This window comes from Finegoldia magna ATCC 53516 (assembly GCF_000159695.1).
In the GTDB taxonomy this organism is placed as follows: Bacteria; Bacillota; Clostridia; order Tissierellales; family Peptoniphilaceae; genus Finegoldia; species Finegoldia magna_F.
This window is the reverse complement of sequence record NZ_CM000955.1, coordinates 1,469,565-1,483,010: the sequence shown is the minus strand read 5'-3', so window position 1 is coordinate 1,483,010 and position 13,446 is coordinate 1,469,565. Positions and strand designations below refer to the sequence as shown.

The following is a 13,446-nucleotide window of genomic DNA, read 5'->3' as shown; positions in this document are numbered from 1 at the left end:
CTCATCCCGATAGGGACAAGTGTCTCGTGGTTCCACCCTAATTTTTTCTCATTTGACAATAGGCTCCAAATTAGTATTCAGCATACTGATCTCTTAAGTAAAATTTCAGCCTAAGTTTTACTCTCTCTGAAAGTTCTTATATGCCTACTGGGATTTTTCATCGCCTTTATTTTAACTTTTCAATAATTTGGTTAAGCTCTAATAATTCTTGATTACCATTTTCCATATTTCGTAAAGTGAATTTATTTTGCTCAACTTCATCTTGTCCTATTATTATAACATATTTTACGGATAATTTGTCAGCATAATTAAATTTCTTTTTTAATTTATCATCTTCAAGATAACTCATACATCTTACAGAAGAACTTCTCAAATCATTCATCAACTTCACTGCATTTTTTTCATAACCTTTCATAGGAATAATGATGCAATCAAAGTTAGTTTGTTGTCCTTTAACCAAATTTAATTCTTGAAGTTGATAGAATAATCTAGTTAAGCCGATACTCATTCCTACTCCAGGCAACTTGCTTTTAGTAAAATTATTCGCTAGACTATCATATCTTCCTCCAGAACAAATAGATCCGATTTCACGATATTCCTTAAAAAATGTTTCAAATACTGAACCTGTATAGTAATCAAGTCCTCTAGTTATAGACAAATTTATTTTAATATTATCTGGACTAACTCCCAAAGATAAAATATCGTCATATACAAATTTCAATTCTTCAAGCCCACAAACAAATAATTCATTATCTATATTCAATGATTCAAGTTTTTCGATTATTTCTTGGTTAGGTCCATCTATTTGTAAGAAACTTAAAATCGAATCAATTTTTTCATCATCCAAGTTAATTTTCGATAATTCTTCTTTTACATTATCTATTCCTATTTTATCTAATTTGTCAATTATTCTCAAACATGATTCAAAGTCCTCAATACCTAAATCAGAGAAATATCCATTCAATAATTTTCTGTTATTAAATTGAAATTCAAAGTCTGGAACATCTATGGATTTTAAAGCTTCATACATACATTTTACTATTTCCGCATCATTATATAAGCTCAATTTTTCATTTCCTATGATGTCTATATCGCATTGATAAAATTCTTTATATCTTCCTTTTTGATTTCTTTCTCCTCTATACACCTTAGCTATTTGATATCTTCTAAATGGGAATGCTAAGTCTTGCATGTACATTGAAACGTATTTTGCGAGTGGCACAGTTAAGTCAAATCTCAATCCTTGATTTTTCTTACTACTATCAATTCTATACACTTGCTTACTTGTTTCTCCTCCACCTTTAGATAGCAAAACGTCTAATTTTTCTATAGCAGGTGTATCGATTGAAAAAAATGCATTTTTAATAAAAACATCTTCTATTCTTCTTTTAATTGTATCGAACACCATTTGGTCTTCAGGAAGAAGTTCCATCATTCCCGGTAATGTAGATGGTTGAATCATAATTGACCTCCTATTAATTAAAAATTATAGATCCGCGATCTATAAAATCATCATCATCTGTATAATAGTATTTTATATTTTCTTTTTCTAAAAATTCAATAAGTTTATTTTTAAATTTATAATTTTCAAGATTGCCATAAAACACAACCCCTAAATCAGCACAATATCCACAAGTCCCACCAATAAATCCTGTATCATAACCTTCTAGTTTTATTTCACCAGAATCTATCAAATATGCCTTAATATTTTGTTTTTGAACACTATTATATATAGATTTATCACTGGTAATTACAAATTTATCAGTAACTATTGTTGAACATTTGGAATATCCTTGTTTGACCATTATTATTTTCTCATCTTTAAGAAGTTTCAATATAACAGGATCTACAGATTTTTTATTACATATTAAATGATTTTCAATTGAAAAATTATTTAACAAGCAATCTTTCGGATATGTGTTCGTTATCTCAAGCTCCGTTACATATAATGTTATATAATTTGGAAGATATGCCCTATAATGAAAATACGATTCTTGAGTACAAACGAATGCATTTTCATTTATTTTCCTAATTTGCATATCTACATGGTCACTAACTTTTTCATCCATTTTTTTACTATCGAAACTGTAAATAACTTCATAATCATTGCCCTTTAAAAATTTTATCAAGCCATTTTTAGCTTTAAAACTAATTATCGCAAATTTCTTATGAGATTCTTCAAACATATCATTCTTTATTTCTAATCTATTTTGATCATCCAAATGTTCTTTTATAATTTCATCGAAAATAAATCCATTGAACTTAAATTTAATTATATCAAATAAGTTTGATAGTGCATAATCCATTAAAAATCTAAAAATTTTAAAAAGTATTGATTTATTAATTTTATCTATATATATCTCTTTAATTAGCAACTCTTTATCATCTAAATCTAACACCAAATACCCAATTAACTTAGTTCCTTCAAAAATCACGAAATGATTTCTATTAGATATTTGTTTTTTCAAAGATTTAATTATTGTTGTTCTATTTTTCGCCAAATTTGAATCAAACTTATTTTGAAATAAAAAATTATTTCTCAGTTTGTATACAAAATCTGATAATTCCTCAATATACTCATCTTTTAATAAATCAATAAAAATCATATTAACTCCTTTACATATAAAAAAAAGGAAAGTCTATAATAAACTTTCCTTTGGAGGCGACACCCAGATTTGAACTGGGGGTGAAGGTGTTGCAGACCTCTGCCTTACCACTTGGCTATGTCGCCATATGGAGCGGAAGACGAGACTCGAACTCGCGACCCTCGCCTTGGCAAGGCGATGCTCTACCACTGAGCCACTTCCGCACACATTTTGGTGCCCAGAGCCGGAATCGAACCAGCGACACAAGGATTTTCAGTCCTTTGCTCTACCGACTGAGCTATCTGGGCTTAATGTATCAAACATTACTTTACTAGTATAAACGATTAAAATTGTTTTGTCAAATTTTTTTACAACAATTTAAATCCGACTTTACAATTTACTTATACCTTTGTAATACTCTGTCATTTAACCCATACCACAATGCATCTTCTATAGAATTATTTAAAACATTTTTCAAAGTTTTAACAATTTTTTTGTACAAATTTTCCAATTGCCACATATTCAAGAATTTTTCTTCAGAAATCACTACACTATCATTAATAGATTTCATCACTAACTGTTTGTCCATCTTGCTATTAATGCTATATATCTTGTCTTTTAGGATGTTTTCGCAATAATTATCTATTATTGAATCTTGTACTCTGAATGCATTAGATTTGTTTTTAATTGAACTAATCATTTTATTTTTTAAAAACTTAGCACTTCTACTTTCAGTATTATGAAGAAGAATATCCGATTTTTTAATAGTAGAGGCTGGAATATGTCTTAATGCATAAAACTCCAACTCATCACTTATATTCTTATTATTAAAGCCTTCAGTATAAGCTTGAAGATAATAAGTGAATTCAATTTTATTAATATCTTCTGAGATCAAATCAAAAATAGCTTTAATAATATTTTCTCTGTCATTTCTATACGACAAATGATTAATTAAAACATTGTAAATTTTATTAAGAGCATTATATTTGACATAACAAGGTTGTATTTTGTTTTCTTGTTGAACAATATCAAGCATTAAGTATAAAGCTAATAAATCATCTTCGAAAAGAAATTTTTTCTCAAGTTTTTTCTTTAAATTGTTCGTATTGTAAGCTTTATACATAACTTCTACTCCTAATTATATTTAAAAAACAAAGGACTTTTGGTAGTATCTTTCTGTTGAGAATACTTCAATAGTTTCAAAGATAAAACAGAAAATAGAATAATTTAAACCGTACGCAAAGTCCAAATCTCTAGTTTTATCTTCTAAAATGCTGTATTCATCTATTATATCTTCAATATAATTTTTAACCAATGTTTTTAACATCACACATTCATCATTGTCTATGCTTATTTGACTTGTTGTTATTGCCTTTTTGTCAAATATATGATTTTGTGCCAACTTATTCAAAACTCTTTCGTAATTCATGTGATCTTTAAGGTGTTGATTGCACCTCCATCTTTTTGCGTGTGGAAGACACACATAATCGCTTAGATAATGACTTATTACTCCAAGTTTTGTACTTAAAATCTTATTTTGCAATGAGTTCAATCTTGTTAAATCCGTAAATTGAAAAAGATAAATTATAGTGATAATTTCTTTTACAATATAATTTATACTTTCTTCTTTGTAATGTGCTATTAGCTTGTATTTTGGTAAAATATCTGGACTAACAGCTCCCCATTCTAATTTTTTTATATTTAAATTGATTCCATAAGAATCTTTAATGTCTTGATTTATTTCTCTAACAATTCTCTTATGAGTTTCTGGAAAAATATTAATCACTACCTTTCGTTATTAGACATAATATTATTTTAGAGTAATTTAAGTTAAAAGTCAATTATTAACTTTTGCACATAAATACAAGGAAATCGCTAATTCTCAACGATTTTTCGTCTATAACTTCATTTATAAGATTAACAAATTCACTAGAATATTTTTCAGTTAAAAAAGAATAATCTATGTTAAGCGAATGAATTTCGAATTTTTTCATTTCACAAAAAACATTATAGATTAGATTTTTGAAAATATTTTTGTTGTTATTTTTTAAATCATCTGGCAAATTTGCCAATATCACATAATCCGAAGTTATATTAAAAGCGGGAATGATTTTACATTCGCCTTTTTCTATTCCACTTATTTTTGTAAGAGGTTCTAAAATTCTTTCTCCAGCTTTCTCAACTAATTTTTTTGAATTCTCTTCCAGAAGTGAATTTTCGATAAAATATAAAATTGCATCGCTCTGTAGCTCAAAAATATTGCCTTTAACAAATCTTATATCCATAAAATCTACCCCTTTTTATTTACTATATTACCAATATCAATTATAATACAACATAAGAAAAAAGTATATGAAAGGAATCAATAATTATGAATGTAGCTATAGTATGTGAATACAATCCATTTCATCTTGGGCATTTACATCAAATAAATCAAATAAAAAAAATTTTCCCAGAAGCAAATATAATTGCAGTCATGAGTGGAAATGTCGTGCAACGTGGTGAGTTTTCTATTTTAGATAAACTTCATAAAACTAAAATCGCTTTGGAAAATGGAATAAATTGTGTTATTGAAATTCCTTCTGTATTTTCTTTACAATCAGCGCAAAATTTTAGCTATTACGCTATTAAAATAATAGACACTATTGGATGTGATTATGTTTCTTTTGGAATTGAAACAGAAATAGAAGATCTTATTTCATACAAAGATTTTCTCCTAGAAAATGAAGCCAATATTAAACAGTTTATAGCAGAAAACAAAAATACTTCTTATAATAAAAATGTAATGGAATTTTCAAAGCAAAACTACTCTAATTACTCTGATGAAATCTTCAAATCAAATAACATCCTCGCTTTGGAATATATGAAATCATTAGATAAACTACAACCTAAATGTAAAATTCTGCCAATAAAAAGGATAAATAGCGAATACAATTCAAGTTCTATTGAAGGTATTTCTTATAGCGCATCCTCTATTAGAACTAATTTGAAACTATTAGAAGAATTTAAAGACAAAATTCCATCCTTAACTTACGAATATCTAAAACACAATTCTATTCAATCTAACAAAAAACTGTTAGACATATTATCTTATAAATTATTTGTGGAAAAATCTGAATTAGAAAATATAACAGGTTATGAAAAAGGATTAGAAAATCTTCTATCAAATGCATTGAATGAAAATCATGATGTTTTTTTTGAAAACATAAAAAATAAAAAATATACCCAAAATCGACTTAAAAGATTGATTTTAAATTATATTTTAGGAGTGGATAAAAAATTTGTGGATGATATCGTAAATGCAGATATTGAAGCTGTTCGCCTATTGGGATTCAAAAAAAACTTCGATTTGTCCACAATTAATAAAAATTGTAAAATTTATTCTTTGAACAGAGATTTTTCAAATTTATCTGATAATTACAAAAAATTATTTGAATATGATATAAAAGTCAGTAGACTAATATATTCTACAAAAAATGTTAATGATTTTTATGATTTTCCAGTAATAAAAAAATAGAGAATATTTTGAGGAACTCTCAAAATATTCTCTTTATTTTATTGACCTTGTTGTTTAGTCAAAATTCTTGGACCATCTTTTGTGATAGCTAATGTGTGTTCATATTGGCATGATTTTTTCCCGTCAATAGTTCTAGCTGTCCATCCATTTTTATCAATTTTCAACTTATGAGTTCCCATATTAATCATTGGTTCAATAGTTAATACCATTCCCTCTTGTAATCTAAGGCCTCTGTGTTCTTTACCATAGTGAAGAACCATTGGGTCTTCATGCATACCTCTTCCGATCCCATGACCTGTGAATTCGCGTACCACAGAGTAGCCATTAGTTTCTGCTATGGATTGAATTTTAGCTCCTATATCGCCTAGTCTATTGCCTATTACGGCTAATTTAATTCCTTCATACAAACATTCTCTAGTAACATCCATAAGATTTTGAGTATCTTCATCTATTTCACCAACAGCATAGCTCCAACAGGAATCACTCATCCAACCATTTAATTCAACTACTGTATCAACTTTTAATAAATCTCCAGATTTTAAAACATAATCAGATGGATACCCATGGCATATTTCATCATTTACAGAACAACATGTAGCGTATGGGAATCCCTCAAATCCTATTTGAGCTGGTATTGCTCCTTTGCTTCTAATAAATTTTTCGCAAAAATCATTAACTTGCATTGTAGTCAAACCTGGTTTAACGAATTCTCGCAAAGCTTCATGCATTCCTGAAATGACATTTCCAGAAATATCCATTTTTTCTATTTCATCTTTATTTTTTATAATAATCATTTAATCACCTATTCAAAAAAGTTCTTAGGTAATGTAATTTTTACCTTTTTAATTCTTTTATCTTCCACAAAAATTATATTGTACAAAACATCATCTATTTCTATTCTTCTTTTGAAACCATCTTCAGGTATATATCCTAACCTGTTAATTAACATACCGCCTAATGTATCATAATCATCCGATAGCTCATCAATCTCAAGTCCAATGTTGGAATTAATTTCTTTTATGGAAGTACTACCTTTTACTATATAATTAAACTTGTCAACCTGAATAATATCAGGGGCTTCATGGTCGTATTCATCTTCGATATTACCAACTATTTCTTCAATTAAGTCTTCCATCGATACAATTCCTGAAAAACCACCATATTCATCTATTAAGATTGCCATGTGAATTCTTTTTTTCTTCATATCTGAGAATAAATCATTGATATTTTTAGTTTCTGATATGAAATACGCTGGTTTTAAAATTTTTCTTAAATCAACATTATTAAACCCATGTTTGTAAGCTTCACTCATATAATCCTTAATATAGATAATGCCCAGTATATTATCGATATCGCCTTCATATATTGGAATCCTTGAAAATTTAAGTTCCATTAATTTATCTAAATAATCTTCAATGCAATCCTCAAGGTCAATGGCAAATACTTCTGTTCTTGCTGTCATAATCTCTTCAGCTGTTTTTTCATTGAAGTTAATAACTGCATCGATCATATCTTTTTCATTTGAATTAATAATTCCTTGTTCTTTTCCGACCTCAACCATTGATTTTATTTCTTCAACAGTTATTTTGCTTTCCACATTCAAAGTTTTTATTCCAATTATACTTAGTATAAATTTTGTTGACTTAGAAAGTAAAAAAACAAATGGTTTTAAAATAAAGTAAATAAATTTTACAGCACCAATTGAAAATAACGAAAAAGAATCTGCTACACTCAAAGCGATTCTTTTTGGAATCAACTGTCCAAACAAAATATACAAAAACGACAAAACAATAAGTACAATACACACCGATATCCAATAAGTTACAGATTTATTTAATTCTAAAAATATTAACTTTTGACTCAAACTGACACTTAAACTAGATGCACATATTGCTGAAGCAACAAATCCAATGTAAGTTAAAATCACCTGAATAGTAGACAAAAATTTTGTGTGTTTTTCAAATTGTTCTAAGACAGATTTTGCCTTTTCATTTCCATCATCACTCATAACTCTAAGCTTGTTTTTATCACAAGATACTATTGCTATTTCACTTGCTGAAAAGAAAGCATTAATTATTATGAGTATCAATAAAATAACCAATTCTAAAATAAGATTGGGCCCGACTTCGTCCATTTATTCCTCCTAAAATTATAGATAATAATATTATACAATAATTTTGAATTAAAATAAAACAAAATTAAAAACGGAATGTTTTCTGCGATATACAGATAACATTCCGCTTAAAATCATTTAATTTAATTCGTGTTTTAGAATAAGTTTAGTATTAGTCCACCATGTTGAGCAATCAATGGTGCGAATACTAATGATACTACTGTCATCAATTTAATTAAAATATTTAGTGATGGACCTGAAGTATCCTTGAATGGATCCCCAACAGTATCTCCTACTACAGCTGCTTTATGAGCATCTGATCCTTTTCCACCGTGTTGACCTGATTCAATATATTTCTTAGCATTATCCCATGCTCCACCACTGTTTGACATAAATATTGCCATTAATACACCTGTTACAAGTGAACCTGCTAAAAGTCCACCTAAAGCTTCTGCACCTAATAAGAATCCCATAACAACAGGACAAACTACGGCTAACAAACCTGGAACAAGCATTTGCCTTAATGCAGCACCCGTAGAAATGTCCACACATTTTTTATAATCAGGTTGTTGAGTACCTTCCATAATTCCTGGGAATTCTTTAAATTGTCTTCTAACTTCAACAATCATATCATTTGCAGCTGTTCCTACAGCATCCATAGTCAATGCTGAGAACAAGAATGGTAACATACCACCAATAAACATACCAGCTACAACTTCTGGACTTGTAACATCGATTTGTTTCAAACCTACTACAGCAGTATATGATGCAAATAATGCTAATGCTGTCAATGCAGCACTACCAATTGCAAATCCTTTACCAATTGCAGCAGTAGTATTACCAACTGAGTCTAATTTATCTGTAATATTTCTTACATTTTCTGGTAATTCGCACATTTCAGCGATACCACCAGCGTTATCTGCTATAGGACCATAAGCATCTACAGCAATTGTCATACCGCAAGTAGATAACATACCGATTGCTGCTACTGCTATACCATACAAACCTTCTGTAGGATTTTTTGCACCATTTGATGCAAAGAACGAAACTATTATACCGATAGCTATAACAATAATTGGACCAGTAGTTGATTTCATTCCTGTAGCCAAACCAGAGATAATATTTGTAGAAGAACCTGTTTCTGATTCTTCAGCAATTTTTTGAACTGGTTTTTTATCTTCAGATGTGTAGTATTCAGTAAATTGTGAAATAATCAATCCAACTAATATACCAGCTAATACAGAGAAGAAAGCATTATTACTACCAAGAATTGATCTTGATAAGAAGAATGATCCTGCGATTGCTAAAATAGAACTGATAATTGTACCTGTATTTAAAGATTTTTGCGGATCTTTTCCTCCTCTAACTGTAAATACACCTATAATAGATGCAATAACACCTAATGCTGCAATCGCAATTGCAAATGATACTCCAGCTTCTTTATAAGCTAATAAACCTAATGTAATACCTGATAAAATACTACCCGCATAGGATTCAAATAAGTCCGCTCCCATTCCAGCAACATCCCCTACGTTGTCCCCAACGTTATCTGCAATAACTGCAGGGTTTCTAGGGTCATCTTCAGGAATACCTGCTTCGACTTTACCAACCAAGTCTGCTCCAACATCGGCGGCTTTTGTATAGATACCACCACCAACTCTGGCAAATAAAGCTATAGAAGAAGCACCAAAACTAAATCCAGTAACGATTTCAGCATCTTGGAAAATAATATAAGAAAGAGTTATACCTAAAATTCCTAATCCAACAACGCACATTCCCATTACGGCTCCACCAGAAAATGCTACGTTTAATGCTCCATTCATTCCTTCTTCTTTTGCTGCGTTAGCTGTCCTAACGTTTGCCTTTGTTGCAGCTTGCATACCAATGTAACCTGCAAGTACACTAAATATTGCACCAGCTAAAAAACAAATTGCTGTCTTATAATCGATTGCAACACCTAGAATTACACATACTATAACTACAAAAATAATAAGTGCTTTGTACTGGCGAGAAAGATAAGCCATTGCTCCGTCGTGAATAAATCCAGATATCTCCCTCATTCTTTCATTACCAGCACCTTTTTTACTTATGCTACTAAATTTTATTGCAGCAAATAATAAAGCGATAATACCTGCTGCAATAGCTAAATAGTAATACATATTGTCCATGATTTACTCCTTTCAACTATTAAATTATTTTATATATGCTAACGCCAAAGCTGAAACCAAGAATATAACTGATGATACAATAACAACTCTGTTAATATAATTATCCTTAGTTAATCTTCCACCATGTCCACCGACATTAGTTTCGCCTGTTAACGCTGCCATCCCTTCTGATTTAGTTTCTTGACTCATCACTGCAATTATTATTACAATGCTAGCAATAACTAAAATTACTGAAAAAATAGTCTTCATTTATCCACCTCATTTCAATTAAGTTGATATATAAAATATAACATAGACATTGGATATTATCAAGATACTTCATATATCATTATTGCACAAAGATATTATACCACAAATTTCTTTGAATTTAATTGATAATCAGTATTGATTTATTAAAAATCATGTGCTATACTTTTTATGATATCAATTATCAATACTTATTATAGAGGTGGTTATGTTACAAGACATATTATTAGAGCATTGTTATCCCACACTAAGTAATCTCAAATTTGCAAATATGATAAATGTTGATTATACAGATAGCATATTTGAAGACATATTAAAATTAAACGAAAAATTATCAGAATATAATTTTAGCTTAATTATTTTAAAGCAAACTAGAAAAAAGTTGTTGCTGTACTTAATAAATTACAATTTAATAGAAAACTATAATGATAAAAGGCTCCAAAATGCTTTGAAAAGTTATGGTTATCCTGCGGATAATTTTAATAGCAGCATAAATTTTTTAAAGAAAAGATTACTTGAAAATGAATTTCCTCATGAAATCGGATTTTTCTTAGGGTATCCTTACGAGGATGTGCTTGGATTTATTAATTACAACGGAAAAAATGAATGTATTTCTGGAAAGTGGAAAGTATATTCTGATGTGGAAAAGGCAAAAGATATATTTAAAAAATATGACTATGCTAAGCTCGTAACAAAAAGATTATCATTACAAGGAAATAACTTGTTTGATATAATAAATTATTTTAAGGAGTAAATTATGAATTTATTAATTTTATACTGGTCTCAAACTGGTAACACTGAAAAAATGGCTCAAATTATTAAAGAAGAATGCGAGTCAAAAGGATCTAAAGTCGAAATGGTATTTAGTGATGATTATAAAAACTACGATATCGACAATTTCGATGTTATTGCTTTTGGGTGCCCTGCTATGGGTGATGAAGAACTAGAAGATACTTCATTTGAACCGATGTTTTCTGATTTAGAAAATACATTAAGTGATAAAAAAATTGCTCTCTTTGGTTCTTATGAATGGAACAACGGTGAATGGATGGACCTTTGGAAAGAAAGATGTTCGAAAAATAATTTAAACGTTATTGATACTGTAATCTGCTATGATACCCCAGACGAAAATTCTACTGCTGATATCAAAAAATTTGCAGATAATTTATTAAAATAATACTTAAAAAAGCTTGGTAGTCATCTAAAACTACCAAGCTTTTTATTAGCCTTTTAATTCATTTCTGTTTTCTTGTAATTCTTCCAATAGATTGTTCAATTTGTCTTGAGTTGTTTCCAACATTTCATCGATATATTGGATAGATTGACTCTTTAATAATCTAGCATTGTTTTCAGCTTGAGAAGTAATTTCTTCTGCATTTTTTTGAGCTGCAATAGTAACATCGTGTTCATTTACCATTGTTTCAAATCTGTTACGAGCTTCTTGGTCGATTTTTTCTGCTTCTTTGTAAGCTTGAGTTCTAATATTTTCAGATTCTCTGTTAGCCTCATCGATAATTCTATTCTTTTCAGCATTAGTCCATTGAGCTTGTTTGATTTCTTCTGGTAAATTTTCTCTCATATCTTTTAAAACTGATAGAAGTTCTTCTCTTTCAACCATAACTTTTTTAGAAAATGGAACTGTTGATGCTTCATCAAGTATGTCTTCCATTTCTTCTATTAACTTAATAATATCCATGTAACCCTCCTGCATTGAGCTAATTATTCTTACAATTATTATAATAAAAATATCAAATTAATTCAAGATAAAGCATTTATTTATCGTTAAATTTATCCTTTATATCGTCAATGATATTTTCTGGAACAAGTTCTGATATATCAGCGCCATAGGAAGCTATCTCTCTTACTATAGACGACGAAAGAAATGCATATTTGCCATCCGCAACTAAAAACAATGTTTCTAATTCATTATTTAACTTCTTATTAGCCAAAGACATTTGCATTTCTGATTCAAAATCACTCACAGCACGTAGTCCCCTTATAATTGTACTACAACCTATTTGTTTTGCAAAATCTACAGTTAATCCTTCAAATTGATGAACCCTTACATTAGATAAGTGGTTACATGCTTTTTCAATCATAGCAACTCTTTGTTCAAGTGAAAAAGTGCTTTTCTTTTGAATGTTTTTTACAACAGCTACATTTACTTCTTCAAAAATTTTTGCGCTTCTTTCAATAATATCCATATGTCCATTTGTAATCGGATCAAAACTACCTGGATATAATACTTTTGTTTTATTCATTATCATTCCTCAAAAAATATATATTCTTCTTTTTGCCATATTGTTTTTGTTTTTCTAATTTCAAATTTTTGAAATATTCATCAGATAATTCTTTTTCGGATTCTAATATTACAAGACAATCATCATTTAAAAGATCATTATCTATTAGCATCTGAATGGATTCTTTGTAATAATTTAATCTTTCATAAGGCGGATCGATAAAAACATAATCAAATTTTAATCCTTGTCTTCTGATATTTAATAAATTTTTCTTAAAATCACCTTTAAAGACTTTTGCGAATTCCTGTGATTTTGTATGCTCAATATTTTCATTGATGCATTTTATATTATCATTAGAAGCTTCACTAAATACTACTAAATCACATCCACGACTTATGAACTCTATACCAACTGCTCCACTTCCTGCAAATAAATCTAATGCTTTGGAATTAGGTTTTACTTGAAAAATCACGCTGAATATCGCTTCTTTTATTTTACCTTCTGTCGGTCTTGTAAATCTATCTAAATCGGTATTTAAGTTCATACCTCTCATTTTTCCTGAAATAACTTTCATTTC

General features: G+C 29.1%; 15 protein-coding genes and 3 tRNA genes. 3 read left to right on the top strand and 15 right to left on the bottom strand.

Annotation, left to right across the window (positions count from 1 at the left end):
• Positions 1 to 166 precede the first annotated feature (166 nt).
• The 8 genes from hisS to HMPREF0391_RS07145 form a co-directional block, all read right to left on the bottom strand.
• A complete protein-coding gene (gene hisS, locus HMPREF0391_RS07180) occupies positions 167 to 1,462 on the bottom strand; it encodes a histidine--tRNA ligase (RefSeq protein ID WP_002836319.1) in 1,296 nt (431 codons plus the stop codon).
• Positions 1,463 to 1,475: 13 nt separating this feature from the next.
• Positions 1,476 to 2,606 carry a DUF6873 family GME fold protein gene (locus tag HMPREF0391_RS07175; protein WP_002836317.1) on the bottom strand — a complete coding sequence of 377 codons (1,131 nt, stop codon included), beginning with the start codon at positions 2,604 to 2,606 and terminating at the stop codon, positions 1,476 to 1,478.
• A 51-nt stretch (positions 2,607 to 2,657) separates the two neighbouring features.
• Positions 2,658 to 2,731 (bottom strand) — tRNA-Cys (locus HMPREF0391_RS07170).
• Between the two features lie 3 nt (positions 2,732 to 2,734).
• Positions 2,735 to 2,809: transfer RNA gene (locus HMPREF0391_RS07165), tRNA-Gly, on the bottom strand.
• Between the two features lie 8 nt (positions 2,810 to 2,817).
• Positions 2,818 to 2,893: transfer RNA gene (locus tag HMPREF0391_RS07160), tRNA-Phe, on the bottom strand.
• An 89-nt stretch (positions 2,894 to 2,982) separates the two neighbouring features.
• A complete protein-coding gene (locus tag HMPREF0391_RS07155; RefSeq protein ID WP_002836316.1) occupies positions 2,983 to 3,708 on the bottom strand; it encodes a hypothetical protein in 726 nt (241 codons plus the stop codon).
• 21 nt (positions 3,709 to 3,729) lie between these two features.
• Positions 3,730 to 4,371: a zinc dependent phospholipase C family protein gene (locus HMPREF0391_RS07150; protein ID WP_002836314.1), complete on the bottom strand. Its 642-nt coding sequence runs from the start codon at positions 4,369 to 4,371 to the stop codon at positions 3,730 to 3,732.
• 58 nt (positions 4,372 to 4,429) lie between these two features.
• On the bottom strand, positions 4,430 to 4,870 hold the full coding sequence (locus tag HMPREF0391_RS07145; protein ID WP_002836313.1) for a hypothetical protein: 441 nt from the start codon (positions 4,868 to 4,870) through the stop codon (positions 4,430 to 4,432).
• Between the two features lie 86 nt (positions 4,871 to 4,956).
• Between HMPREF0391_RS07145 and HMPREF0391_RS07140 the strand changes: the two genes are divergently transcribed.
• On the top strand, positions 4,957 to 6,102 hold the full coding sequence (locus tag HMPREF0391_RS07140) for a nucleotidyltransferase family protein (RefSeq protein ID WP_002836312.1): 1,146 nt from the start codon (positions 4,957 to 4,959) through the stop codon (positions 6,100 to 6,102).
• Between the two features lie 38 nt (positions 6,103 to 6,140).
• On the opposite strand, the gene map is transcribed toward HMPREF0391_RS07140, so the two are convergent.
• The 4 genes from map to secG form a co-directional block, all read right to left on the bottom strand.
• Positions 6,141 to 6,896 carry a type I methionyl aminopeptidase gene (gene map, locus HMPREF0391_RS07135; protein ID WP_002836311.1) on the bottom strand — a complete coding sequence of 252 codons (756 nt, stop codon included), beginning with the start codon at positions 6,894 to 6,896 and terminating at the stop codon, positions 6,141 to 6,143.
• Positions 6,897 to 6,904: 8 nt separating this feature from the next.
• Positions 6,905 to 8,236 (bottom strand): hemolysin family protein, encoded by a 1,332-nt coding sequence (locus tag HMPREF0391_RS07130; protein ID WP_002836310.1) that lies wholly within the window; start codon positions 8,234 to 8,236, stop codon positions 6,905 to 6,907.
• Between the two features lie 134 nt (positions 8,237 to 8,370).
• Positions 8,371 to 10,383 carry a sodium-translocating pyrophosphatase gene (locus tag HMPREF0391_RS07125; protein ID WP_002836309.1) on the bottom strand — a complete coding sequence of 671 codons (2,013 nt, stop codon included), beginning with the start codon at positions 10,381 to 10,383 and terminating at the stop codon, positions 8,371 to 8,373.
• A 24-nt stretch (positions 10,384 to 10,407) separates the two neighbouring features.
• A complete protein-coding gene (gene secG, locus HMPREF0391_RS07120) occupies positions 10,408 to 10,632 on the bottom strand; it encodes a preprotein translocase subunit SecG (protein ID WP_002836307.1) in 225 nt (74 codons plus the stop codon).
• 205 nt (positions 10,633 to 10,837) lie between these two features.
• On the opposite strand from secG, the gene HMPREF0391_RS07115 reads away from it, so the two are divergent.
• Together HMPREF0391_RS07115 and HMPREF0391_RS07110 are read left to right on the top strand one after the other, a co-directional pair.
• The gene (locus HMPREF0391_RS07115) at positions 10,838 to 11,383 is read left to right on the top strand and encodes a DUF3793 family protein (protein ID WP_002836306.1); all 546 of its coding nucleotides are present in this window, start codon (positions 10,838 to 10,840) and stop codon (positions 11,381 to 11,383) included.
• Positions 11,384 to 11,386: 3 nt separating this feature from the next.
• Entirely contained in the window at positions 11,387 to 11,806 is a 420-nt protein-coding gene (locus HMPREF0391_RS07110; protein WP_002836305.1) for a flavodoxin, read from the top strand.
• Between the two features lie 45 nt (positions 11,807 to 11,851).
• Here the strand turns inward: HMPREF0391_RS07110 and HMPREF0391_RS07105 are convergent, their stop codons facing one another.
• The 3 genes from HMPREF0391_RS07105 to rsmD form a co-directional block, all read right to left on the bottom strand.
• A complete protein-coding gene (locus HMPREF0391_RS07105; RefSeq protein ID WP_035109473.1) occupies positions 11,852 to 12,325 on the bottom strand; it encodes a hypothetical protein in 474 nt (157 codons plus the stop codon).
• Between the two features lie 76 nt (positions 12,326 to 12,401).
• Positions 12,402 to 12,890 carry a pantetheine-phosphate adenylyltransferase gene (gene coaD / locus HMPREF0391_RS07100; RefSeq protein ID WP_035109470.1) on the bottom strand — a complete coding sequence of 163 codons (489 nt, stop codon included), beginning with the start codon at positions 12,888 to 12,890 and terminating at the stop codon, positions 12,402 to 12,404.
• Positions 12,883 to 13,443 carry a 16S rRNA (guanine(966)-N(2))-methyltransferase RsmD gene (rsmD, locus tag HMPREF0391_RS07095; protein ID WP_002836302.1) on the bottom strand — a complete coding sequence of 187 codons (561 nt, stop codon included), beginning with the start codon at positions 13,441 to 13,443 and terminating at the stop codon, positions 12,883 to 12,885. Before rsmD ends, coaD begins: the two co-directional genes overlap by 8 nt.
• Between the last annotated feature and the right edge of the window lie 3 nt (positions 13,444 to 13,446).